We start from the raw sequence: 25,126 nt of genomic DNA, 5'->3' as shown, positions 1-25,126 counted from the left end.
GTGAAGCGGCTTGAGGATCTGCGCGACAGCAAGGCCTTTGCGGAGAGACTCGCGCGTGGTGATGAGGAGGTGATTCCCGCCGAGGTGGTGGAACGTCTGGTGGAAGGGGAGAGTCCCGTCAAGGTGTGGCGGGAACACCGTGGCCTGACCCAGGAGGATCTTGGGGAGCAGGTGGGACTCAGTGGTTCGTACCTTTCCCAGATCGAATCCGGCAAGCGGGAGGGCACGGTGAAGGTCTATGCGGCCTTGGCGCGTGCTTTGGGTGTCGACGTTGACGACCTCGTGGCCGCCGACGATGAGGAGTGACGTTGATGGGGCGGCAGCCGGCTACGGCTTCAGATCCCCCTCCTCGAACGGAATCGGCTTCACCACCGGCTTCACCTCATCCCCGTCCTTTTCCACCGAGATCCAGTTGAGGCAGTTCTTGTCGTCCCTTTCGGGGTAGTCGTCGCGGGTGTGCTGGCCGCGGGATTCCTTGCGCTCGAGGGCGCAGGCGGCGACCATTTCGCCGACCCAGGAGAGGTTGGCGCATTCGAGGGACTTGACGAGGTCGCGGAGGTTGCCGGCCTTGAGACGCGGGACCTTTTCGCGGCGGATTTCCCGGAAGCGCTCCACGCCTGAAGTGAGGCCCGGTTCGTTGCGCACGACGCCGGTGTTTTCCCAGGCGATGTCCTTGATCTCTTCGTGCAGTTCGGTTGGGTCGAGTCCGTCCTCGCCCTTGAAGGCTTCGATCCTGGTGATCTCGGCGGACATCTCGCCCGGATCCACCTCTCCCATGTCCGCGTCCGCCCCGTAGATGGCGGCGTACTTGCCGGAGCGGGCGCCGAGCGCGAAGGCGCTGGCGATGGCGTTGCCGCTGAGGCGGTTGGAGCCGTGGGTGCCGGTGGCGGACTCGCCCGAGGCGTAGAGGCCTTCCACTCCGGCCACCTCGCAGCGCTCGTTGATGTCGAGGCCGCCCAGGAAGGTGTGCAGCGCGGGCACCCACTCGAAGCGGTCGTAGCGGGGGTTGATGCCGGCCTTGCCGAGCTTGGGGGTGTACTCGAACTGGATCTCGTCGTCCCATTTCTCGTCGGGGATGTAGGACGGGTCCATGTACACGGGTCCGCGCCCTTCGAGCATCTCCTTGTAGGTGGCGCCCACCAGGATGGCGCGCGTGGTGCCCTCCAGCCGCTCCGGGTCGTAACGCTCCAGGAAGCGCTCGTTCAGGGAGTTGAAGAAGCGTCCGCCCTTGCTGGTGAAGGGGGACAGGCCGGCCATGGAGATGGCCTGGCCGCCCGGCGCCGGGATCAGGGTGAACTCCAGGAACTCCAGGTTGGCCAGGGGCGCGCCGAGGTCGAAGGCCGCCACGTAGGCGTCGCCCGTGGTGAGGAAGTTGGCGCTTGTGTACTTCTGGATGCCGATGGCGCTGCCCCCGGCCAGCACCACGGCGCGGGCGCGGTAGGCGTGGTAGGTGCCTTTCTGGACGTTGATGCCGAAGGCCCCGGTGACCCGCCCGTTCTTGCGCAGCAGCTTGGTGACCATGGTCCACTGGTGCACCTGCACCTCGCGGTTGAAGACCTCCTTGCGGAGCGAGCCCAGCATCCCGACGCTGCCGCCCATGGGCGGGCAACTGCGCGCGTAGGAGCTGCCCAGGCGCTTCTCCTGGTAGAACTGCTTGCCGTCGGGGGTCTTCTTGAAGTGCAGCCCCATCTCTTCCAGCTCGATGACCCGGTCGGTGACCTCGTCGACGATGGCGCGCACGATCTTCTGGTTGGGGATGTAGTCGCCGCCCACGATGGTGTCGCGGAAGTGCATGTCCTTGCTGTCGCGCGGGTCGGCGTGGGCGAAGGTCGCCTGGGGGACGCCGCCGGAGGTGGGGCTGGAGCCGCTGCGCCCGAGCCGGCCCTTGTCCACCAGCACCACGTCCATGTTGCGCTTGGAGGCTTCCAGCGCCGCCATGCATGCGGCCAGGCCGCCGCCGATGATGAGAACGTCGCAGTCGGTGGTGGGGATGGCTTCGCTCATGTGCCTGCCGAGGGGGTGGGCTCGGTGGCCGCGGCGGCCTTTTTCTTCTTGGGCTGCAGCACCACCTCGACCGCGTCTTCCGGACAGACGAGCTCGCACAGGAAGCAGTTGACGCAGTACTTGTTGCCGAAGGGGAAGACCTTGTCCTTCTTGTTGGTGAAGCGGAAGACGTCGGCGCCGCAGTCGTAAACACAGATGCCGCAGCCGTCGCATTTGTGGGGGTCGACTCGAATCACGCGTGTTCCCTTCAGGGCGAATACCGCATCGTCAGCCGTGTCAGAACCCGGCCCCGCCCCACCCCAACAGAACGTCATTCCCGCGGAAGCGGGAATCCAGGGGTGGTGGTGGGGCACTGCAGCGGCGTTCCCTCGCCTCTCCACCCCTGGATTCCCGCTTCCGCGGGAATGACGTTCTGTTGCGTAGTTGCCTCATGAGTGTTGACACGGCCGCTTCCGCGGGAATGACGTTCTGTTACGTAGTTGCCTCATGAGTGTTGACACGGCCGCTTCCGCGGGAATGACGTTCTGTTACGTAGTTGCCTCATGAGTGTTGATACGGCCTGTTCCGCGGGAATGACGACTCGGGGGTTGGCGCCAGTTCTTGTCCGGGCGACGTTTGGACACAGCCGCCTCCGCGGGAATGACGGAACTGCAACGGCATCGCCTTGGGACTGACTCGATCGTGCTCGGAACCCGGCTCCCGTCCGAAGAACGTCGTTGACAGCGCGTTCGGGCCTTTGATATGGCCTTGCTCAACTGCGCTCGCGCGCGGGACTTCACGGGAGCGTGACATACGGAGTGTACCTATAGCGAAAATCACCGGGTAAAGCCACATCGAACCTCGGCACTGGAACGCCTGACACTGGAGCACCAGCAAGCTCATTCTGTTGCCCAACCTGCTCGGCTGGCAGGGGGGCATGATCATGAGCCGGAAGGCCTCCGAGAAGCTCGGCGACAAGATCAAGACCCATCCCATCGGCACCGGTCCGTTCGCGTTCAACGAGCACATACCGCAGGAGCGGCTGGTGCTGGTGCGGAACGACGGCTACTACCGGGGCAAGCCCAACATCCGGCAGATCAACTTCCGCTTCCTGCCGGACTCCAGCAGCCGTAACCTCGCCTTCAAGGCCGGAGAACTCCACATCATCGAGATGGCCCGGGAGCAGCGCGCCATCGATCAGGTCAAGGGTCCGGGCGTATCCATAGACTCTTTCGGCCCCTCCACGGTGGTGAAGCTCCACATGGACCGGAAGCGCAAGCCGCTGGACGATCTCCGGGTACGCAAGGCCATCGCCCACTCCATCAACCGCGAAGCGCTCGTCCAATTCATCGGCCCCGACGTGGCGTCGGTCCTGCACTCGGTGATCCCGCCCACGTTCGTGGGCGCCCTCAAGGACGTGCCCGCGGATCTCAAGTACGACTTCAACCCGGAAAAGGCGAAGCAGCTTCTGGCCGACGCCGGCTTCCCCAAGGGCTTCAAGATCGATCCGGTCTTCATCAGCGAAAAGCCCATGTTCCGGCGCCCCATCGAGGTGCTCCAGAACCAGATGCAGCAGGTGGGCATCGACATCAACATCAACGTCATCGCCCATCCGGCCTGGCACAAGAAGAACGACGAGGGCAGCAACCCCTTGGTCCTGCGGGCGGCGACGCGCTTCCCCACCGCGAATTTCATCCTGGAAGAGTTCTTCGCCAAGGGCGCGAAGCGGAACTTCTCCCACTTCAACGGCGCGGACCCGTCCATTCAGAAGGCCAAGGCCGAGATGGACCCGCAGGGGCAGATCAAGGCGTGGGAGGACGCCCAGGTCAAGATCCTGGAGGACCTGGCGGCGCTCCCGACACACGAGATCAAGAACGTGTACGCCCGCAAGTCCAGCGTCGACATCGGTTTCAACCTGGTGTCGGACCTGTGTATCTGCGTGCCGCTCAAGTGGGATGCCAAGATGGGTTAGGCGGCGCAGGTTTCGGGAGGGCCTGCCGGCACCATGGACAACGACGCCTACGTCACCTACCACGGCAATACCGAGGCCGACCGGGAGATCGCGCAACGGAGCGTTCTCTTCATCGACAACGAGACCGCGGCCCGGGTCCTCACCATGGAGGACACCATCGACGCCGTCGAGGAGTCCTACCGTGAGTGGGGCCTGGGGCGGGCCACCGCCACCCGGGCGACGCACTCGGTGCCGCGGCCGGACGGGGACGGCTGGTACACCTGGGATCCCATGGCCTCCGCGCTCCCGAAGATGGACGCGCTGGCCGTCCGGATGAAGTCGGACATCCTTCCGGCCTCCGGGACCCAGGTCAAGAAGTACTGCGTGGCGCCCGGCAAGTTCTGCGGCCTCATCCTGCTCTTCAGCACCGATGACGGCGCGCCCCTGGCGATCATGAACGACGGCCACATCCAGCACATGCGCGTGGGGGCCGCCGGCGCCATCAGCGTCAGGCACATGGCCCGCGAGGACGCCGCCGTCCTGGGCCTCTACGGCACCGCCGGCATGGCCACGGCGCACGCGCTGGCCATTTCCAAGGTGAGGCCCATCCGCAGGATCCTCGTGTACAGTCCCAATCCGGAGCACCGGGCGGCGTTCGCGGAACGGACCAGCGGCAACCTGGGAGTCGAGGTGGTGGCCGTGGACGACCCGCGCCGCGTGATGGAAGGCACGGACATCGTCGCGGCCTGCACCAACTCGCTGGAGCCCGTGGTCAAGGGCGAATGGCTGGAGCGCGGCATGCACGTCCTGGGGGTGTTGCCCAACGAGTTGGATGACGACGTGTACCGGCGGTGCCACCGGTACGTGTATTCGCGCACGCCCAGGACCGACTACCATGTCGCCGACCCCGAGCGACGCCCGGCCGTGGGCTATGAGCCCATCGACACGGAGTGGCTGCGCCGGGAGAAGCAGCTCATGGGCCGGGAGAAGCGGGTGTTCCTGTCCGACGTGGTGCTCGGGAACAAACCCGGGAGGGCGTCGTCCGAGGAAGTCACCTGCTTCGTCACCCAGGGCATACCCATCCAGTTCGCGGCGGCGGCCCGCAAGGTCTACGAGGGTGCCCGCGCGCGGGGCCTGGGCCATGAGCTGCCGCTGAGCTGGTTCCTACAGGACATCAGCGACTGATCGGGCGGCAATGAGCGGATATATCGTTCGCAGGACCCTGTGGGCCATCCCCACCATGCTCGGGGTCATGGTCTTCATCTTCGTGGTGATGCGGATCCTGCCCGGCGACCCGGCCTACGCCATCCTGGGCGACGAGGCGCCACCCGAAGCCCTGGAGCAGTTCCGGCGGAGCTGGGGTCTCCACGAACCGCTGTGGATCCAGTTCCGGGACTATGTCTGGGGCCTCTTGCGGGGCGATCTCGGCATCTCCATGGCCAACCGCAGGCCCATCCTGCCGCAGATCTGGCGCGCCCTTCCGTACACGCTGGACCTTGCCGTCTCCGGGTTGGCGGTGGGCCTCCTGCTGGGCATTCCCCTGGGAATTCTCACCGCGCGCCGGCGCAACACCATGACGGACTATTGCGCCAGGGTGCTCTCGCTGGCGGGCATCTCCACCCCGTCCTTCTACCTCGGCATCCTGCTGATCTTCTTCTTCGCCTATAAGATGCGCCTCTTCCCGGTCATCGGCGCGGGAGACCTGAGCGACCCGTGGGACCGCCTGCACCACTTGGTGCTGCCGGCCCTGAGCGTGGGTCTGGCCATGATGTCCTACATCACCAGGGTCACGCGCTCCGCCCTCCTCGAGGTCATCAACATGGAGTACGTGCGCACGGCCCGGGCCAAGGGGCTCAAGGAGCGCTGGGTCATGTACAAGCACGCGCTCCGCAACGCCTTGATGCCGGTGGTTTCCGTGGTCGGCATCTACACCGGCATCCTCATCGGCAGCTCCATCCTGGTCACCATCGTCTTCAACCGGCCGGGCCTGGGAAAGCTCATGGTGGGCGGCATCAACACCCATGACTACGCGATGCTCCAGGCCGTGATGACCTTCTATGCCGGGATCATCGTACTGGTGAACCTGTTGACGGACCTGACCTACGCGCTCATCGATCCGCGGATCCGATACAAGTGATCAGGTGCAAGTGAAACCATGACCTCCGACGAATCATCCGCCGCCCGCCGCCGCCGCAGGGTCTGGCGCGCCATGAAGCGCAACAAGACCACATTGGTAGGTCTTGTCCTCACCGCCGCGATCCTGCTGGTGGCCCTGTTCGCCCCGTGGCTGGTCCCGTACGATCCGGTCCAACAAGACCTCCTCAAGGGAGACTTGCCGCCCGGAGGGGAGCACGTGCTGGGCACGGACAGCTTCGGCAGGGACGTGCTCTCGCGCGTCATCATGGGGGCGCGCGTGTCCCTGGGCATCGCCCTCTCCGCGGTGGGCATGGCGCTGATCTTCGGCAGCACCCTCGGCGTCGTCGCGGGCTACAAGGGCGGCCCCATCGATACCGTCACGGTCCGCTTGACGGACCTGTTGATGACCTTCCCCACGACGATCCTCGGCCTGATGGTGCTGGCCGTCCTGGGTTCCGGCATGGTGAACCTCTCCATTGCCATCGCCATCGCCATCACGCCGCGCTTCGCCCGTATCGCCCGCGGCTCCGCCATCGCCATGCGGGAACGGGACTTCATCCAGGGCGCCCGGGCCCTGGGCATGAGCGACACGCGGATCATCTGCAAGCACGTGCTGCCCAACATCTCCAACGAGGTCCTGGTGGTGGCGAGCCTGTGGACCGCCACCGCCATCCTCCAGGAGGCCAACCTGAGCTTCATCGGCCTCGGCGTAAAGCCCCCCACCCCGAGTTGGGGCAGCATGATCCGCGACGGCGTCAACCAGCTCCTGAACCAGCCCTGGCTCTCCATCGCCCCGGGCGCCGCCATCTTCGCGGTGGTGCTGGCCTTCAACATGATCGGCGACGGCTTGAGGGACATCCTCGATCCGCGGACCATGGACTGACCGGCAACCTTGCGAAGATGGTGGCGCAAGGGGGGACGCGTCCGCGCAGTTTCCGTCGCCGGTAGAGCTTCAGTTGAGACACCAGTCCTTCGTCTCTAAGTTTGCGATTTCAGGTAACCTTGGGTAACCTCGCTTGAAATGGATCCAAGACTGAACCCCTACGCACCGGGGGCCGGGACGCCGCCGCCGGAGTTGGCGGGGCGAGACGCCCTGATCGATGGGGCCGCGATCGCCCTGGATCGTATCCGCAACGGCTTGGCGGCCAAGAGCATGCTGATGGTGGGTCTCCGCGGGGTAGGCAAGACCGTTCTCCTCAACCGGATCTGCGAAGACGCCCGGCGCCGCGGTTTTGCGACGCTCCTCCTGGAGGCGCCGGAAGACAGGTCGCTTCCCGTCCTGCTTGTTCCGCCATTACACGCCGCGCTGGTGCGCATGAACCGTATCGCTGCCGCCAGCGATGCCGCACGCCGGGCGCTTAGAGCACTTGCGGGGTTCGTCGGCGCCATCAAGGTGGGCACCGGCGACCTGGGCATCAGCCTCGACCTCGCCTCGGAACGCGGTCTCGCCGACAGCGGCAACCTGGACGCCGACCTTACGGCGCTCCTGGAATCCGTTGGCGAAGCCGCCCGCGATCAGGACACGGCCGTGGCGCTGTTCGTCGACGAGTTGCAGTATGTGCAGGAACGTGAACTGGCTGCGTTGATCGCCGCCCTGCACCGCGCGGCCCAGAGCAGCTTGCCGGTCACCATGGTGGGGGCGGGTCTCCCCCAACTCGTGGCCCGCACCGCGTCCGCCAAGACTTATTCCGAACGCCTCTTCACCTTCCCGGAGATCGGACCACTGGACCCGGCAGCGGCACGGCAGGCGATCGAAGCGCCGGCAAGCCGCCTCGACGTCGCCTTCCAACCCCAGGCCCTGGATGCCGTGCTGCAAAACACCCAGCGCTACCCGTACTTCCTGCAGGAGTGGGGCAAGCACTGCTGGGACTGCGCCACGTCATCCCCGGTCACGGCGGAAGACGTCCGGTCCGCCACGCGGCAGGCCACCGCCGAACTAGACGCCAGCTTCTTCCGCGCCCGCTTCGACCGCTTGGCGCCGTCCGAAAAACGCTATCTGCGCGCCATGGCCGAACTCGGCGGCGGCCCACACCGCTCCGGCGAAATAGCCAACGCCCTCGCCCAATCCGTCCGCGTCGTGGCCCCGACCCGCGCAAAGCTCATCAACAAGGGCATGATCTACAGCCCCGCCCACGGCGACACCGCCTTCACCGTCCCGCTGTTCGACGCCTACCTGCGCCGCGTCATACCGTTCCTTGAGCGGTGACGCGCGACGAGCAAAGCTGGAGATCGGCGTTGGGGCCTGATGCCTCGGCCCGATACTTCAACTGTTGTATCTGTTGTGGGAGGAAGCGCTCCGATGAACAATCCTGGTTTGCCCAACACGCTTTGGAACGCGCTTGATCAAAGACTCTGGCACGCAACAGGGCTGGAGGGACTACGCGGTATTTTGACATCCGGCCAGATCGCGATTGCGGGCGCCCGGTACAAGAACTCATTGTGCCGCTACTTGAACTGCGTCAGCTTGTTTGATTTCGGCCCGTCCGCTGTGGACGATTGGGATCAGTTCAGAAACTGGTACGCTTGGTTCGGCCACGAGCAGAATTCGAGGGTCGCGATTTGGCTTGAGGTCGATCGCGAGACCGTCGTTCACGACCTCTACGACGCTGGGAAGCTACACCGGAAATGGAAGGAGCACCTCAGCAAGAGGTTCATTCCCGGCGTTGAAGCAGGCCACAAGGGACCGATACGGCGTTGCGCTCTGAAAGGTGCCCTGTTGATCGACCGCCATAACAAAGCCGACTTCAAGCTCTGTGACACTGTCGATGAGACTTTGATTCGTCAATTTGACGATTTCAACCGATCACTGCCGGTGGATCCGGAAAGGGAAAAATTGGAAGCGCTCTATGCACGGCTTTCGGTGCGTGGGAAACGTGGGGGTGACCAATGACCGCGTGCCCACGGCAACCTTTTGCCCTCCGCTGTTATTGGTGTGCAACTGATTTCGGGTGTGTCTCCAACCGCTTCACCCACGCATCGAAGTGTGGACATTCTGCTCGCATGGCAACCAAGCCTATTTCCAGCGCGGCGAGGGTTCCCATCAACGGTTCTTGGTATCCGGGAATGAGCGCAACGACTCGTTTCGAAGGCGCCGTGTCGGGAGAGTCGTCGATTTCCTCCGGGTTTGTGAAGGCGTCTCTAATCGCCTGCAGAGAGCCGGTCATTTCGGGTTTGTCGATCCCAAGAGCAAATCGCTCGCAATCGCTGAACAGGAGTGCCTCGAATTCGTGCATTGTGAGAAACGGGATGAAGCGAGACGAATCAAAGCCGCGGCCCATTATCCGAGCGACATCCTCCAAAAGGGCGTTCTCCACGATTTCGGGTTTTGCCTGCAATCCGGCACGCAAGGCCTCCTCCCGACCCGGCCATGCCGTGGGGCCGGTGCGTGGCAACCCATAGTAGTCTACCATCGTGGCCGCGCTGCTCCCCGGGTCTTGCCTCAGATGATTCACAATCGTTTTGCGCACTTCCGACCACGGTCTGATCCCGCCACGCTGGCCTCGCTGACGGGCATTGCCGATGAGTCGCGTGCTGACGGAGGTGTATCCACGGGCTTGAAGATGCGGCGATAACAATTCGTTGACGAATTGCTCTTCGGTCTGCCCTTCGACATGAACGAGTAGACGGGTCACGGCGAACACTACTGGTCCTTATTCTCAGAGTGAGGACGTCCGCCCAGTTCGTTCTTCTCCCAGAGTTGTCCCAGGCTGTAGTCTTCTAGCCAAACCTTCAGCGCTCCGGCATCCTGCCTGCGGAGTTCCGTAGCACCGTTCACCCGCTCGGCCACCAACACGTCTTCGGGGTCGAAGTGATCCAGAAGTATAGGTGATTGGGTTGCCACGATGACCTGGGACTCTACGGAGGCCTGTTTTAGCAATGAGGCCAACAAGGTGATCGCGTGTGGATGCAAGCCAAGTTCCGGCTCGTCGAGAAAAACGACAGACGGGCGTAGCGACGCTGGCTGGAGCAGTAACGTAGCCAAAGCAATGAACCGGAGCGAGCCATCGGAAAGGGATGAGGCATCGAAATATGCATCCGAGTCGGCATGCCGCCATTCGAGTCGGATCGTGTCCTTGTTCAGAGCCAGAGGTTCGAGTGCGAAATCGTCGAAGAACGGCGCTGTCAAACGAATAGTACGGCGAATTTGGGTATAGGAACCTTTTTGTCTCTTCCGCAGGAAATAAAGGAACGCCGCAAGGTTCGCGCCGTCCGGGCGAAGATGGCGATTGTCGTGTACGTCTCCAGTCGTCTTCATTGGAGATGTGGAGCCCGCGTCGTGGAAGTGGTAAAGCCGCCAACTCTCCAACCTGCTGCTGAGGAATTCAAAAGCCGGCGCCATACCAGGCTGCACTTCGAGGTTTCTTGCGAAATCCGACGGCAGTTCGAAAGCGGCAATCGATGTTCGTGGAAATAGCTGATCGTCCGCACCGCAAGGCATATCGACACTAAAGTCTGCCAAACCGTCATTGAAGCGGATGCTGAAGCTTATCGAGCGTGTTTTTTTTGAACCGAAGTGAAGAAGACGGTTGGCCCCGCCAGAACGTCGGACATAGTCTGATGTCCGAGACGCGCTTCGAATGGCGGTTCGCAGGAGCTGCATGGCGCCAAGAAAGTTGGACTTGCCTGATCCGTTGGCGCCGATGAGGACGTTCAGGGGCCGCATTTCCAAGTCTCGCAGCTTAGCAATGCTCCTAAAGCCCTCAATCGAAATGGTACGAATCGCCGACATGGTTCCCTCTGTACCCGAGACACCGGCCAATGCGGGTTCGACTGGGTGTTTTGGAGGCCAAGATGCCACGTCCCTGCGCTAGCGGCAAGCTGGCAACCTGCGGAGACCTGGGTAAACAGCAAATATACGGTTTTCCGTATACGGTCTATGATGAGACCAGCGCGCACACGGCTTACCGCTTGTAGAGCTTGGGTAATCTCAGCGAAGCTGGCCGGCGCATCTCGCTGTCGAACACGCCCCGCTTCCCACCCAGGAACTCCATGGCGTCGGTCCAGGCCCTGGCTTCGGCGGGGGTGATTTCGTCCTTCGCGCGGTGGTCGTGTTTCTCGACGAAGCGGTCGAGGGTGTCGTGCAGGGACCCTGCGTTGCGGATCTGCCGTTCGCGGAGTTGAGGGAAAAGGGCGTGGTCCGGGTGGTTTTCGTCGGCGATGAGGAAGTGGGGCAGGCAGATGCCGGCGGAGCGGCTGTATTTCTCGGCGAACGCGGTTTCGCCGAGCAGGTCCAGCAGTTGCCGCAGGTGCACGGACTCGGAGCGCGCGGCGTGCACGCAGGCGGGGCAGGGGGTGCGTTGCAGCCTGGCGCGCAGCCGGGAGCGGGCGCGCGTAAACCAATCCCCGAGGGAGAGCCGCCGTTGAGTGCCGGGCTCCGCGGCCACGCGCTGGAAGCGGCTGAGCAGGTCCTTGGCGATGATGGCGAAGCCCAGGTCCGGGGCGCTGGAGCCTGGCAGGTCGCGCAGCAGCCAAGTGTGCAGGTTGCACAGGCCGAAGGAATCGCGCAGGCTCATGCGGGTGGGGACGTCGGTGATACGTTCGTAGAAGACGCTGTCGAGGTAGGCGCGGCTGTCCCGGATCACGATGGTGCAGATGGGGCAACCGGGCTCGTCGAGGCCTTCGAAGAGCTTGAAGTAGAAGCGGTCTTGACGCGCCGTCTCGTTTACGTCGCGCATGATTGTGGACGTGCTGGCCGTTTCCGTGTCATTCCCGCCAAGTCTCCGAACCGTCATTCCCGCGGAAGCGCGAAACCAGGGTGGGGTCAGCGGTCATGCTTCTCCCGCCCCGACCCCTCCTGGATTCCCGCTTCCGCGGGAATGACATCATTGGGACGTTGTTGCCTCGCGACTTTCGGCGCAACCGCTTCCGCGGAAACGACGGATCGCTTCCTCAGCCCACGCCAGACCTTCTCTCCGGTGATCGGCAGGTCGGTGACGCGCACGCCTACGGCTTGCTCCACGGCGTTGGCGATGGCCGACGGCACGGGGAGGATGCCGCTTTCGCCCAGTCCCTTGGCGCCGTAGGGGCCGGCGCCGTTGCCGTTTTCGAAGAGGATGTTGACCTGTTCGTCCGGCAGGTCGGAGATCTTCGGCAGGCGGTAGGTGAGGGCATCGGGAGTGAGCATCAGGCCGTTCTCGTACACGGTCTCCTCGAACAGCGCCTGGCCGAGCCCCTGCAGGAACGCGCCCTGCTCCTGGGTATGGCACTGCTGGGGGTTGATGGCCTTGCCCGCGTCGGCGATGCCGACGTACTTGAGCACGCGCACGTCGCCGGTGTCGCGGTCCACGTGGACCTTGGCGGCGCCCCATCCCACCTCCCAGAACGGCGCCCGGGCGCCGAGGGGGGCGTTGGGGTCGCGTTCGCTCTCCTGCCGGCCTTCGCCGGTGATGACGCCGCCGGCGCCCTTGACGTGCCGGACCAGCGCGGAGAAGGGAAGGGCGATCTCCGCCAGGCGTACCTCGCCGTTGGCCAGGGTCGCGGCGGCGTCGGGGCTCTTGCCCAGGGAGCGGGCGGCCTCGATGAGCTGGTCGCGGACGGCCCGGGCGGCCTTCTGCACCGCGAGCCCCATGACGGTGGTGCCGCTGCTGGCGTAGGTGCCCATGTCGAAGGGGGTCGAGTCGGTGTCCAGGGGCGCCACCTGGACGGCCGTGGGCCGCACCCCCAACTCCTGCGCGGCGATGCGCGCCATGGCCGTGTGGGAGCCCTGGCCGATCTCGATGGTGCCCTCGTGCAGGGTGATCGCGCCGCCGTCGTCGACTTCCACCCGCGCGGACGAGATCTTGAAGTTGCCGCCGCCGTCCTTGCAGCCGCAACTGATGCCGATGCCACAGTCGGGCTCCAGCTCTTCGCCCCAGCCGATCTCCCTGGCCGCGCGCTGGAGTCCTTCCTTGAGGTCGGTGTCCAGGGGGGTCTCGCCGGGGGCGAAGTCCTCGCCCTTGTCGAGCAGGTTCTTGAGCCGGAACTCCACCGGATCCCAACCCATCTCCCGCGCGATCATGTCCATCTGCGATTCGTAGGCCCATACGACCTGGGGCGTGCCCATGCCGCGGAACGCGCCTGCCGGCACCGTGTTGGTGTAGACGGTGTAGGCGTGGGAACGGAGGTGCGGGATGCGGTACGGGCCGGGCGCCCGGTAGCCCGCCTTCTGGGTGACCCGGGGACCCGAGTCCGAGTAGGCGCCGCCGTCCACGTGCACGAGACAGTCCCGCGCCACGAGCTTGCCGTCCCGGTCCACGCCGGTGCGCAGCCGCACGCGCGCGGCCGGCTTGCTCACGGTGCGCGACTCCTCTTCCAGCGACAGGTGCAGGAACACCCGCCTTCCGGCCTTGCGGGCCAGCGCCACCGCCAAGGGCTCGAGCTTGGTGTGGTTCTTGTTGCCGTAGGTGCCTCCCACCAGCGGCACCACCACCCGCGCGCGCTCCGGGGGCACGCTGAACATCTCCGCCAGTTCGTCGCGCACGATGAACTGATGCTGGGTGGACGCCCAGACGGTGAATCCGTCCTCGCGCCACTCCGCCACGGCGAGCTGCGGCTCCATGGAGTAGTGGGCGATCTTGGGGAAATCGAAGGTGTGTTCGAAGACCCGCTCCGAGGCGGCGAACCCCTCGTCCACGTCGCCCTCGCCGCGCTCGTAGTGGAAGCTCACGTTGGCGTACTTTTTGGCCTCGTCGTCGACGCGGGGATACCCCGGAAAGCTCGGCGCGTCGTCGCTGACGGACTCGTGGATGGGCGGGGCATCGGGGTCCAGCGCTTCGTCCATGGTCATAAGCGCCGGCAGGGGGTCGTACTCCACCCGGATGAGCGCCAGCGCCGCCGTGGCCGCCTCCAGGGTCTCGGCGGCTACCGCCGCCACGGCGTCGCCTTCGTACCGGACCTTGTCCGCGGCCAGCACCGGCGTGTCCTTCACCAGCGGACCGTGGTAGTGCGCGACGTCCTCGAGGTCCGCGACGGTGAGCACCGCCACCACGCCGGGATGCGATTCGGCGGCGGATGTGTCGATGCCGAGGATGCGCGCATGGGCGTAGGGGCTGCGCAGCACCCGCCCGTAGAGCATGCCCGGATGCGTCAGGTCGGCGGTGTACACCGGCTCGCCGCGGACCTTGGCGGCGCCGTCGAGGCGCCGCTCGTCGAGCGGCCTCGGGGCCGGCGTCTCATGCCCGCGCAGCAGCGCCGCGGCCCGGTGGACCGACCGGATGATGGACAGATAGCCCGTGCACCGGCAGAGGTTGCCGTCCAGGGCGGCCTTGATGTCCTCTTCCGAGGGGGCGGGATTCTCGTCGAGCAAAGCGCGGGCGGCGAGGATCATGCCCGGCGTACAGAAGCCGCACTCGAAGCCGCCTTCCTCCCAGAACGCTTCCTGCACCGGATCCAGTGCATCGTCGTTGCCGAGACCCTCGATGGTCGTCAACGCGTGCCCGTCGACCTCGTGCGTCAAGGTCGTGCAGGCGCTCACCGGGCGGCCGTCCAGCAGCACCGTGCAGGAGCCGCACACCTCCACCTCGCAGCTCGTCTTGGTGCCCTTGAGCCCCAAGTCCCGGCGCAGGAAGTCCGCCAGCAAGAGCTCCGGGGCCACGCTGGCGCGGCGCGACCGGCCGTTCAGCTCGAATTGAATCGCGATCTCGTTCATGGGTGCCTCGGTGGGGACGTCGCGCGCGTTGTCGCGGCGGGTTCGTTCATCTGTAGCAGATCGCCGGTTGGGCCGCGAGAAGCAAGACGTGCGCAAAATGTCGTTGTGGATAGGCGCCGATGCCTCTCAACGTCAATCCCGCGGAACAGGCCGTGCCAAAACTCCGCTCGGCCACGTAGCGGCACCAACACCTCGGATCGTCATTCCCGCGCAAGCTTGCCCTCGACCCCGATCGGGGGCGGGAATCCAGGAGTGGCGAGGCGGGGAAACGCCGCCGTAGTACCCCACCACCGCCCCTGGATTCCCGCTTTCCAGGCTGTGTCAAAACGCCATCCGAGAGAGGCAACAACCCCCTGAATCGTCATTCCCGCGGAAGCGGGAATCCAGGGGTGGCGAGGCGGGGAAATACCGCTGTAGTGCCCCACCACCGCCCCTGGATTCCCGCTTCCGCGGGAATGACGATTCGAGAGGGCTCTGCCTCATCAGTTTTCTCACACCTTGGGAAGCGGGAATCCAGAGGTGGGGCTCAGGACCAGTACGTGGTGCGGTCCACGGGGATGTGCGCCAGCACTTCGCCGGGGATGTAGTCTTCCACCTTGATGCGCGCCATGGCCTCGTCCGGGACCTTGGAGACGGGGGAGAAGGGGCGGTCCAGGGGGCGGGTGGCGTCGACGATCATCACCGACGTCTTGGTTTCGTCCACCACCGTGGGGTCGAGGTAGTTGCCGGTGAAGGTGGGCTGCATGATGGACACCTGCCGGTGGGGCTGCACGCGGGTGGCCAGGGCCCAGAGGATCTCGGTGGGGTTGTAGACGTCGATGTCGTCGTCGAAGACGAAGACGTGCTTGGCGTGGAGCTCGGTGAGGGCGGCGGCCGCGGCGCGGCCGGGGTCGCCCTCGGACATCTTCTTCATGGCGATGAAGATGTTGTAGTGGGCGTGGCGTCCGGCCTTGCACACGGCGGTGACCCCGGGCACGGCCTCGCGGATGCGCCGCAGGTAGGCGCCCTCCCGCGGCAGGTCGAGCCAGGGCTTGTCGCCCTCGGGGGTGATGACCGACTGGTACATGCCCTTGTTGCGGAAGTTGATGGCGCGCACCTCGTAGCGGCAGGCCGAGAAGAAGCGCTGCGGTCCGAGGTAGCCGGGCGCTTCGCCGAAGGGGCCGTCGACGATGCGCTCGCCCGGGATCAGCGCGCCCTCGACGACGATCTCCGCGTCCGCGGGGATCAGCAGGTCGTCGCCCCAGGTGGTGGACGGCGTCACCCGCAGCGGCTCGCCCAGGTAGGCGCCGATGACGTCGTATTCGCTCACCTCGAAGGGGCCGGTGTAGCACGCGCCCATGTAGAACGCCGGGTGGTGTCCCAGCACCGTGGCCACCGGGCATTCCAGGCCCTGGTCCTCGTAGTCGCGGAAGATGATCCACTGGTGGTGCTGTGAGTGGTAGTGCGAAGTGTGGTTCTTCGACTTGATCTCCATGCGGTGATACGAGGCGTTGTAGATGCCTTGCCGGCGGTCCTTGGCGATGGTGCACAGGGTGATGTAGGGGCCACCGTCCATGTAGTGGTGGCGCATGATGGGCAGTTCGTAGAGGTCCACGTCGTCGCCGCCGCGGACGTTCTCCATCACCGGCGCTTCGCCGTTTTCCACCACCACGGGCGCCATGCGGTTGCGCTCGATGTCCACGCAGGCCTCGGCCATCTGTGCGCGCGTCATCTCCTTGGGCAGGCCGAGGGCGATTTGGGTCTTGCGCTGGGAGATGGTGAAATTCATCACCAGCTTGAAATCGCCGACGCGTCCGTGCAGGTTGCGCGGCCGCTCGAAGATGAGCATGGGAAACTTCCGGGCGGCGCCCAGGTGCTTGATGATGGCGCTCACGTCGTAGTGGGCGGGGTCCACCTCCCGCTCGACGTGCACCACCTCGGCGGGGATTTCACGGCGGCAGTCTTCGAGGAAGGTCCGCAGGCTCTTGGGCATAGGGTCGGTCCTTGATCCGGGGCGCGCGCGTCCACGCGCCGGGCTGTTGCAGTGCCGCGTACGCGCGGAGGCCCCGGACAAGGTAGCCTTGAGCGGCGGCGCTCTCTCCGGGCGGCCCGGCTATTCGATGTCGGAATGGCTTCGCGGCACGACCACGAGATTCGCCGTCACCTCCCCGACGTCGGGAATGGCCTTGATGGTGGCCACCACGCCCTCCACCGTAACCGGCGGGGAGACCATGCCGGACACTGTCACCGTCCCGTTGTGCGCCTTCACGTCGATGGGCAGGCCGCGGTACAGGTCGGACTGGAGCAGTGTCGCCTGGGTCTTCCTGGCCAGGGCGAGGTCCTCGAAGGCTTGCATCGAGGCCGACGTCTCGGCAAACGCCGCGAGCCGTGCCGTGGTGCTGATGACCTCGCTGGCCGCGTCCACGCCCATGGCCAGATTCAGCACCAGGTGGTACCGGGTCGCGTCCTGCCAGTCGGCGCCGAACAGGGACATGAGCCGCCGGCTACGGGCCCGGTCGGTGTGTTCGAGCTGCTTGCGGATGGTGCCTTCGTCCACCGCGAGGCGTGACCGGAGCAGGTCGATGCGCAACTCCATGGAGCCGGTCAGCAAGACCTTGAGCACATGGGGGACTCCTGGAAGGAGCTCGTGCCCCACGTGTCCGTGGTAGACCATCGGGCCGGCCTGAGCGATTTCGCACATGGCGGCCTGGAGCGCGATGCGGTAGGGCCGCAAGTCCTGGAGCCACTGTTCCCACCAGTGCGGCTCCTTCTCCGTGATGTCGTCGAGCTTGGCGCGCGGCACGCCGTAGTTCGGCAGAGTGGCCGCCAGATCCTGCCGTCCCACGCACTTGTAATCCAGGGACTTGGCGACCCGGTTGGCGACTTCCTCCGCGCCATGGATACCCTCGTAGATCATGATGACCGACATGACGAACCCTCCTTTCCGAAAGGGGCGCGATACCAGACCATTCTTGACCTCCCACTCTCAGCATACTGCCGGTAAGGGGAATAGGCAACGAAGAAATGGCGGGGCAGGGTGCCGGCGGCGTCCGCAGCGGGACGCTGACAAGGGCCAATTCGCACGATGCGTATCTGTCGCGCGAATCAAACGGGCGAGGCAACCGTCAGTATCGCATCCCGCGAACTGTCCGAATGTCATTCGCGAAACAAGGCTGTGTCAAGGCGCATCAGGCAGAGCCCCCCGAGTCGTCATTCCCGCGGAAGCGGGAATCCAGGGGCGGTGGTGGGGCACTACAGGGGCGTTTCCCCGCCTCGCCACCCCTGGATTCCCGCTTCCGCGGGAATGACGACTCGGGGGTTTGAGGCACTGCATCCACCCTGTTACTAAGTTGTCGGCATGGAATACCGTGTGAAACGTTCCATTTCGGTGCCGTCACTGGAGTGGCTCGCGGCGGTCGGGACGCTGCTCGTCGTGACGCTGGCCGCGAGCGTGGCGCCGGCGGCCAGTCCCGCGACGAATAGCCATCCATCCGGTGCCGTGGGTTCGGTCCGTGAGTTACGCGTCGCACAGGGCGACGGCCCGACCCCCATCGGGCGGGTCCAGGGGCGCGGCCACATCTCGCCCTTTCGCGGACGGCGCGTCACCACCACGGGCATCGTGACCGCCGTGGACACGGACGGTTTCTACCTGCAGGACCCGGCGGGGGACGGCGACCCCGATACCTCGGACGGCATATTCGTCTTCACGCGAAGGGCTCCGGCCGCCGCCATGGGGGACCGGCTGCGCGTGCGCGGTGTGGTCGCGGAGTTCCAGCCCGGCGGCGCGGCTACGCGCAACCTCACCGTCACGCAGATCACGCGCCCGCGGCTCACGCGCTTGTCCCGCGGCAACAGGCTGCCCGCCCCGGTGGTGCTGGGGTCCGGAGGACGCGTCCCGCCCGGAAAGGTCATCGACAACGACGGGTTCGCGGTCTTCGACCCCGGAGAAGACGGCATCGATTTCTACGAGGCCCTCGAAGGCATGCGCGTTACCGTCAGGGACGCGGTGGCCGTGAGCCCTACCAGCCGTTTCGGCGAGATCTTCGTGCGCGCCCGCGGCACGGCGCCGTCGGGCCTGAGTGCGCGCGGCACCCTCACGCTGCGCCCCGATGATTTCAACCCCGAACGCATCCAGATCGACGACGACTTCGGACTCAGCCCCGTGGCGACGCCGCACGTGCAGGTGGGCGACTCCCTGGGCGACGTCACCGGCGTGGTGAGCTACGGCTTCGGCAACTACGAGGTGCGTTTCACCGAAAGGTTCAAACCCACGCGGGGCCGGCTGAGGCCCGAGACGACATCCTTGCGGGCCGGCGACGAGCACCTCACCATCGCCACCTTCAACGTGCTCAACCTCGACCCCAACGACGCCGACGGGGACACGGACGTGGCAAGCGGCCGGTTCGACGCCGTGGCGTCCGTCATCGCGCGTAATCTCCGCCACCCGGACATCGTGGCGCTCCAGGAGATCCAGGACAACGACGGCTCCGCCAAGACCGGGGTCAAGGCCGCCGGCGCCACGCTGCGCCTGCTCGTGGACCGCCTCGCCGCCCTGGGGCCGGTGCGCTACCGCTTCATCGACCACCCGTTCATCGGCGACGACACCAGCGGCGGCCAGCCCGGCGGCAACATCCGCGTGGCCTTCCTCTACAACCCGGCGCGGGTGGAGCTCGTCCCCGGCTCGGTGGCCACGGTCACGGGCCCGGCCGACCAGCGCACCAACCCGCGGAACCCGTTCTTCAACGGCCGCCTGCCGCTGGTGGCGTCCTTCCGGCCTCGCGCGCAGGGGGGTGCTCCCGTCACCGTGGTCAACAACCACTTCAATTCCAAACGGGGCAGCAGCCCGCTGTTCGGGGAGGTGCAGCCCTTCACGAAGCGCCAGGAAGAGCCGGCGGTCAACGGCGGCGTGGGCAACCGCCGGAGGCAGGCCGAGGCCGTGCGGGCATTCGTCGCCCGGCGTCTCGCGGCACAACGCGACGCCGCCATCGTCGTGCTCGGCGACTTCAACGAGTTCGCGTTCGTCTCCCCGCTCCGCGTCCTTGAACGCAATCTCCGGAACCTCACCCAAACGCTGCCACCGGTCGAGCGCTACACCTACATCTTCGAGGGCAACGCCCAGTCCCTGGACCACATCCTGGTGAGCCCCTCCCTCAGCGTCTCCGCCGAGGTGGACATCGTCCACGTCAACGCCGAGTTCGCGGAAACCGCGGCGCGGGCGAGCGACCACGACCCGATCGTGGTGCGGGTGAAGCTACTGCGTAGGCTACCATAGCGTGGCCGGGGTCGGAGAGAAGATCAGGGATTGTTCGAGCAAACTCTTCGAGCCGGCGCGGAGAGTTTCCATTTACAGAAATATTTGACAGTTAGACCTATTTTATATTGACAAATCAATTTCAAAAGGATAGCCCAATATCAATTGAGGCTTAGTATGGTGTAGCCGTACTGACAAGGAGGCAGATGATGGCGTGTCGAGTCGGGATGTCGAGAGATCCATATGCGAGGATACAGCACTGGAAGGATGTCGAAGGACACACCTACGGTAAGGTGCTCTACGAGAATCTTACGTATGATGGGGCGCTGGCGAAGGAAAAGGAGGAAGCCGCGTCACGCGGTTGCCACCATGAACCCGGTGGCGCGAGGACTAGCACGAGGGATTGGGCCGTCTATTATGTGTCGGGCGGAACGATCAAATAGGGCATAGGCACTACCAGTGTGTGCAGTTCTCACGTTGAGACGTCCCCGATGACCACAACCTTCGCTCGACTAGGCAGCTATGCGGTCGTATTCGTTTGTCTGATCGTCCGGCTAGCGGTGGCGGCCGACGAATCCGGCAGCCTCCTCACCGTATGCAAAAGTCTTGGGTCAGAGTCGGTGTCGATAGGACAGATTCAGGGTGCCGGTCACACGTCGCCGTTTCTCGGGGAGGTCGTCAAGACCGCAGGAATAGTGACGGCTGTTGATGACAACGGATTTTACCTACAAGACTCGGTGGGTGATGGCGATTCCTCGACCTCTGACGGCATTTTCGTCTTCACCGGGAAGGCTACCAAGAATAGCAGGGCGGTAATGGCTGGTGACCAGTTCTGCGCACGTGGTGCTGTTGCAGAGTACCAACCCCGCCATATGCCTAACCAAATCAACAACCTGACCTTTACACAAATCGTGCGCCCAACGCTCATACGGTTGTCTCGTGACAATCCGCTGCCGGCCCCAGTGGTTATTGGAGTCGGCGGCCGTGTTCCCCCGAAAGAGATCATCGACAACGACAGGTTTGCCACATTCGATCCAGAACAAGACGGTATCGACTTCTACGAGGCACTAGAAGGTATGAGGGTGACGGTAAGAGATGCCATTGCTGTGAGTTCGAAACCTAGCGCGCTCTTCGTCTTTGCTGGTGCAACATCACCTAGTGGCCTGAGCGAACGCGGCACGCTGAACATCAGCCTCAATGATTTCAACCCAGAGCGTATCCAGATCCGGAGAGATTCTGGGCTCTACCCGCAGAGACTGCCCAGCGTTGAATTGGGTGACTCTCTGGGTGATGTTACCGGGGTGATGGGTTACGGATCAGGCTATTACCGACTGCTGGTAACGGAGCAGTTTACGCCGGTGCGAGCCCGTCTAGAACGAGAGGTGACCCTGCTAAATGGTCGCGATGGCCACCTCACCATCGCATCATTCAATGTCCAAAACCTCGCCCCCAACGATGCCGATGGAGACAGGGACGCGGTAACGGGCCGGTTTGAGTCCGTGGCCAAAGTGATTGTAGAGAACCTGCGGCTTCCCGATATCGTGGCTCTCCAGGAAGTCCAGGACAACGATGGTTCGTACGATTCTGAAGTAACGGCTGCTGATCAGACGCTGAGTTTGCTGGTGGACCGCATCGCCGAACTGGGCAACGTCCATTACTCTTTCGTGGATCATGAATTCATCGGCGATGACACCAGTGGCGGACAGTCCGGTGGCAACATTCGCGTCGCCTTCATCTACAATCCAGACCGCGTGAAGTTCATGCCGAACACGTTGACTACGATAACCGACGCTGATCGGCAGCAAGATGACCCAGCGAATCCATTCTACAAAGCCCGCCTACCTTTGGTTGCCCGCTTCAGTTTGCACGGTTCCGGCTATGAGCCAGTGATAGTCGTCAACAACCACTTCACCTCCAAGTATGGAAGCAGTCCGATGTTTGGATGGGTTCAACCGTGGATTGAGTTACAAGACGCCCCTTACGTCAACGGAGGGATCGAGCAACGCCGTCTACAAGCTCATACGGTACGACAGTTTGTCGTCCGTCAGCTTGCAGATGACAGAGATGCCCAAATTGTCGTGCTTGGCGACTTCAACGACTTCGAATTCAGTTCGCCGCTCAAGATTCTCGGACGGGCCCTCGAAAATCTGACCGAGAGGCTTCCCGCCAATGAGCGCTACACGTACATTTACGAGGGCAATTCCCAGTCCCTGGACCACATACTGGTGAGCCCCTCGCTGAGTGCGTCCGCCGAGGTGGACATCGTGCACGTCAACGCCGAGTTCGCGGAGACCTCGGCGCGGGCGAGCGACCACGATCCAGTTCTGGCTCGGCTCCGGTTGCCCCAGCGGTCCACGGCGCCTTGACGACGCTTTCCCGACGTCCGCTCCGTCTCCTCAGGCGATGTCGTAGGGAACGGCGATGATGTCCTCGCCCACGAGGGCGGTCTCGCGCACGGCCGCCACTACCACGCCGATGCCGTGCTCAAGATGGGGATAGGTCTCCCGGAACGCGCGTATGCCGCGGGTGTCGGCGCGCGTGACGCGCGCGCTGCTCTTGGCCTCCACCGCAACGAACATTCCGTCCCGTTCCAGCAGCAGGTCCACTTCGGCGCCCGAGTGCGCACGCCAGTGATGTGCGCGCGGCGGATGGGTCATGGTCTGCGTCTGCTTGAGCAGGTCGAGGACCACGTGGGTCTCGAACAGCGCGCCTTGGATAGGATTGGACATCAGCGCCGTCGGGCTGGAGATGCGTTGGGTCCACGCGGCGAGCCCGGTGTCCGTGAAGTAGCCCTTGGGACGCTGGGAGATCCGTTTGGCAGGGTTCCCGGAAAACGCCGGAACCTCCAGCCACTGATAGGTCGCGCGCAGGATGGCAAGCCAGCGCTGCGCCGTGTGGTGCGTGATGCCGAGTTCGCGCCCCAACTGGGCGTGATTGATTTCCTGTCCGGAATGGGCGGCGCAGAGGCCCACGAAGCGCGAGAACAAGTTCGCGTCCTCGACGGTGGCAACCCGCCGAACGTCGCGTTCGATGTAGGTGCGCATGTAGGAAGCGAAGAGGTCGGGCAGGATCGCATCGTCCTGGTCCAGGTGGCCGGGGAACCCGCCCCGCCAAAGACGGCTTGCCAAGGTCGGCTCGCTCGCTCGCGGCGCCAGTCTGCCCCGGCTTCGCAACCGGTCCATGGCGTCGGTCTTGAACAGGTCTTCGACCCACGTCCCGGCGGTGCCGGCGGCGTGACAGCGCTCGGCCAGTGAAAGGAAGGGGAGGTCCAGAACCGCCACCCGCCCGGCCATGCTTTCGCTCACGGTGCTGAGCAGCATGAGGTTTTGCGAACCGGTGAGCAGGTATCGACCCGGGTGGGGGTCTTCGTCCACACGCCGCTTGATGACTCCGAGCAAGTCCGGGACATACTGAACCTCGTCGAGGATGAGCGGCGGCTGATACTGGTCGAGGAACAACTCGGGATCTTCCCGTGCATTGTTGACGTCGATCACCGGGTCGAATACAACACGGTGGGCGTCCGGAGCCAGATGAGAGAGGAGAGTGCTCTTGCCAGCCTGTCTCGCTCCCAGGACCAGGATCACCGGCACCGCTTGACGGAGGCGCGTTATTTTGGCTTCAAGGTGACGTTGCCGGTACTCCATTCTGGAAAATTAGCTTTACCGTTTCCAATTTTCAAGGTTTCATATGGCAAATCCCAAGGTCGCTCTGATCCTCACCGGAGGCACCATCGACTCCGTCGGCGCCGACCGGCTGGATCTCGCCTGGTACATCGAGAACAACAAGCGGCTCGGCGACGGCGAGTTGGTGGGCGCCGTTCCCGAGCTCGCCGGCATCGCCGAGGTAGAGCAGGTGCCGTTCCGGCGGCTGCCGAGCCATGCGCTGGTGGATCGGGACTGGCTGGACCTGGCCGGGTTGCTGCAAGGGATCTTCGAGCGCGACACCGCCGACGGTGCGGTCATCACGCACGGCACCAACACTCTCGAAGAGACCGCCTATTTCCTGAATCTGGTTCTCAAGACCGACCGGCCGGTGGTGCTGGTGGGGTCCATGCGACCGGCGTCGGCGCTTGGCGCGGACGGCTACCTGAACCTGTTCAACGCGGTGCGGGTCGCAGCGGACGCGAGTTCCCGCGGCCAGGGCGTCCTGGCGGTGATGAACGACCGCATCTACGGTGCGCGGGACCTGACGAAGACAGCGACGTACCGCGTGGAGGCGTTCCAGGGCCGGGATCTGGGGCCCTTGGGCTTTGCCGACGGCGACGGCCGTGTGTGTTACTACCACCGCACCGTGAAGCCGCACACCACCGCCACCGAGTTCGACGTGTCGGGGTTGGAGTCGCTGCCCAGGGTTGATGTGGTGGTGTCGCACGCGGGGGCGGACGGCGCCATGATCGATGCCTGCGTGGCCGCGGGCGCCAGGGGCATCGTCTGCGCCGCCACCGGCGCGGGTCGCCCCACGCCCGCTCAGGATGAAGCCTTCGCGCGCGCCCGCGAACAGGGCGTGGTGCTGTGCATCGGCAGCCGCGTGGGTTCCGGCCGCGTCGGCCGCAGCCCCGGTCTCCGCGAGCGCGGCGTCGTTACCGCCGACAACCTACAACCCTGGAAGGCGCGGGTGCTGTTGGCGCTGGCCCTCAGTGTCACCGACGACCCCGACGCCATTCAGCGGATGTTCGAGACGTACTGACCCTCGGAATTCGTCATTTCCGCGAAAGCGGCGGCGTCAAACGTCGCCCCCCCCGATTCGTCATTCCCGCGAACCTCCCGAACCGTCATTCCCGCCACCCCCCGAACCGTCATTCCCGCGAAAGCGGGAATCCAGGGGTGGTGAGGCGGGGAAACGCCGCTGCAGTGCCCCTCCACCGCCCCTGGATTCCCGCTTCCGCGGGAATGACGGTTCGGGGGGGTTGGCGGGAATGACGGTTCGGGCGGGGTGGCGGGAATGACGAATCGGGCGGGGTGGCGGGAATGACGAATCGGAGGGAAAGCGGGAATCCAAGTGAGGTGGGGAAGGGCCCGCGGACGGTTACCCCAGCACGATCTTGCTCTCGTCCTCGCGCACCTCGATGGCGTTCTGGATCAGCGCGGCGTAGCGGTACACCGCGTGGGCGAACTTGCTGTAGGGGATGGTCAGGAACAGCCCGGCCACCACGCCCAGGTGGATCACCAGCAGCGTTCCCATGGCGGCGGTTTCCCGGAAG

19 protein-coding genes are annotated in these 25,126 nt (G+C 64.7%); 10 read left to right on the top strand and 9 right to left on the bottom strand.

Features of this window, described 5'->3' with window-relative positions; genetic code table 11:
• Entirely contained in the window at positions 1-306 is a 306-nt protein-coding gene (locus OXF11_08625; GenBank protein ID MCY4487163.1) for a helix-turn-helix transcriptional regulator, read from the top strand.
• 21 nt (positions 307-327) lie between these two features.
• Here the strand turns inward: OXF11_08625 and OXF11_08620 are convergent, their stop codons facing one another.
• Together OXF11_08620 and OXF11_08615 are read right to left on the bottom strand one after the other, a co-directional pair.
• Entirely contained in the window at positions 328-2,004 is a 1,677-nt protein-coding gene (locus tag OXF11_08620) for an FAD-dependent oxidoreductase (GenBank protein MCY4487162.1), read from the bottom strand.
• Positions 2,001-2,240 (bottom strand): 4Fe-4S dicluster domain-containing protein, encoded by a 240-nt coding sequence (locus tag OXF11_08615; GenBank protein ID MCY4487161.1) that lies wholly within the window; start codon positions 2,238-2,240, stop codon positions 2,001-2,003. Before OXF11_08615 ends, OXF11_08620 begins: the two co-directional genes overlap by 4 nt.
• Positions 2,241-2,890: 650 nt before the next feature.
• Between OXF11_08615 and OXF11_08610 the strand changes: the two genes are divergently transcribed.
• From OXF11_08610 to OXF11_08585, 6 genes are all read left to right on the top strand, one after another.
• On the top strand, positions 2,891-3,955 hold the full coding sequence (locus tag OXF11_08610; protein MCY4487160.1) for an ABC transporter substrate-binding protein: 1,065 nt from the start codon (positions 2,891-2,893) through the stop codon (positions 3,953-3,955).
• Positions 3,956-3,988: 33 nt separating this feature from the next.
• Entirely contained in the window at positions 3,989-5,119 is a 1,131-nt protein-coding gene (locus OXF11_08605) for an ornithine cyclodeaminase family protein (protein ID MCY4487159.1), read from the top strand.
• 10 nt (positions 5,120-5,129) lie between these two features.
• Positions 5,130-6,071, top strand: a complete 942-nt coding sequence (locus OXF11_08600) for an ABC transporter permease (GenBank protein MCY4487158.1) — start codon at positions 5,130-5,132, stop codon at positions 6,069-6,071.
• 18 nt (positions 6,072-6,089) lie between these two features.
• On the top strand, positions 6,090-6,953 hold the full coding sequence (locus OXF11_08595; GenBank protein ID MCY4487157.1) for an ABC transporter permease: 864 nt from the start codon (positions 6,090-6,092) through the stop codon (positions 6,951-6,953).
• Positions 6,954-7,091: 138 nt separating this feature from the next.
• The gene (locus OXF11_08590) at positions 7,092-8,276 is read left to right on the top strand and encodes an ATP-binding protein (protein MCY4487156.1); all 1,185 of its coding nucleotides are present in this window, start codon (positions 7,092-7,094) and stop codon (positions 8,274-8,276) included.
• A 93-nt stretch (positions 8,277-8,369) separates the two neighbouring features.
• Entirely contained in the window at positions 8,370-8,960 is a 591-nt protein-coding gene (locus OXF11_08585) for a hypothetical protein (protein MCY4487155.1), read from the top strand.
• Positions 8,961-8,994: 34 nt separating this feature from the next.
• On the opposite strand, the gene OXF11_08580 is transcribed toward OXF11_08585, so the two are convergent.
• The 6 genes from OXF11_08580 to OXF11_08555 form a co-directional block, all read right to left on the bottom strand.
• The gene (locus OXF11_08580; protein ID MCY4487154.1) at positions 8,995-9,711 is read right to left on the bottom strand and encodes a DUF4276 family protein; all 717 of its coding nucleotides are present in this window, start codon (positions 9,709-9,711) and stop codon (positions 8,995-8,997) included.
• Positions 9,711-10,799, bottom strand: coding sequence for an AAA family ATPase (locus tag OXF11_08575; GenBank protein MCY4487153.1), 1,089 nt, complete (start codon positions 10,797-10,799; stop codon positions 9,711-9,713). The genes OXF11_08580 and OXF11_08575 overlap by 1 nt, the downstream gene beginning before the upstream one ends.
• A 172-nt stretch (positions 10,800-10,971) precedes the next feature.
• On the bottom strand, positions 10,972-11,745 hold the full coding sequence (locus tag OXF11_08570; protein ID MCY4487152.1) for a DUF6062 family protein: 774 nt from the start codon (positions 11,743-11,745) through the stop codon (positions 10,972-10,974).
• A gap of 86 nt (positions 11,746-11,831) precedes the next feature.
• A complete protein-coding gene (locus OXF11_08565; GenBank protein ID MCY4487151.1) occupies positions 11,832-14,696 on the bottom strand; it encodes a molybdopterin-dependent oxidoreductase in 2,865 nt (954 codons plus the stop codon).
• Between the two features lie 526 nt (positions 14,697-15,222).
• Entirely contained in the window at positions 15,223-16,668 is a 1,446-nt protein-coding gene (locus OXF11_08560) for a UbiD family decarboxylase (protein ID MCY4487150.1), read from the bottom strand.
• Between the two features lie 120 nt (positions 16,669-16,788).
• The gene (locus OXF11_08555) at positions 16,789-17,604 is read right to left on the bottom strand and encodes a cytidylate kinase family protein (GenBank protein MCY4487149.1); all 816 of its coding nucleotides are present in this window, start codon (positions 17,602-17,604) and stop codon (positions 16,789-16,791) included.
• Between the two features lie 441 nt (positions 17,605-18,045).
• Between OXF11_08555 and OXF11_08550 the strand changes: the two genes are divergently transcribed.
• The gene (locus OXF11_08550; GenBank protein MCY4487148.1) at positions 18,046-19,947 is read left to right on the top strand and encodes an endonuclease/exonuclease/phosphatase family protein; all 1,902 of its coding nucleotides are present in this window, start codon (positions 18,046-18,048) and stop codon (positions 19,945-19,947) included.
• Positions 19,948-20,417: 470 nt separating this feature from the next.
• Complete coding sequence (locus OXF11_08545) at positions 20,418-22,292, top strand: endonuclease/exonuclease/phosphatase family protein (GenBank protein ID MCY4487147.1); 1,875 nt, start codon at positions 20,418-20,420, stop codon at positions 22,290-22,292.
• A 30-nt stretch (positions 22,293-22,322) separates the two neighbouring features.
• On the opposite strand, the gene OXF11_08540 is transcribed toward OXF11_08545, so the two are convergent.
• Positions 22,323-23,510: an ATP-binding protein gene (locus OXF11_08540; GenBank protein ID MCY4487146.1), complete on the bottom strand. Its 1,188-nt coding sequence runs from the start codon at positions 23,508-23,510 to the stop codon at positions 22,323-22,325.
• 103 nt (positions 23,511-23,613) lie between these two features.
• On the opposite strand from OXF11_08540, the gene OXF11_08535 reads away from it, so the two are divergent.
• Entirely contained in the window at positions 23,614-24,612 is a 999-nt protein-coding gene (locus OXF11_08535) for an asparaginase (protein ID MCY4487145.1), read from the top strand.
• Positions 24,613-25,126 lie beyond the last annotated feature (514 nt).

It is taken from the genome of Deltaproteobacteria bacterium (genome assembly GCA_026712905.1).
GTDB lineage: Bacteria > Desulfobacterota > Binatia > UBA9968 > JAJDTQ01 > JAJDTQ01.
This window is presented reverse-complemented; position numbering and strand designations above follow the sequence as displayed.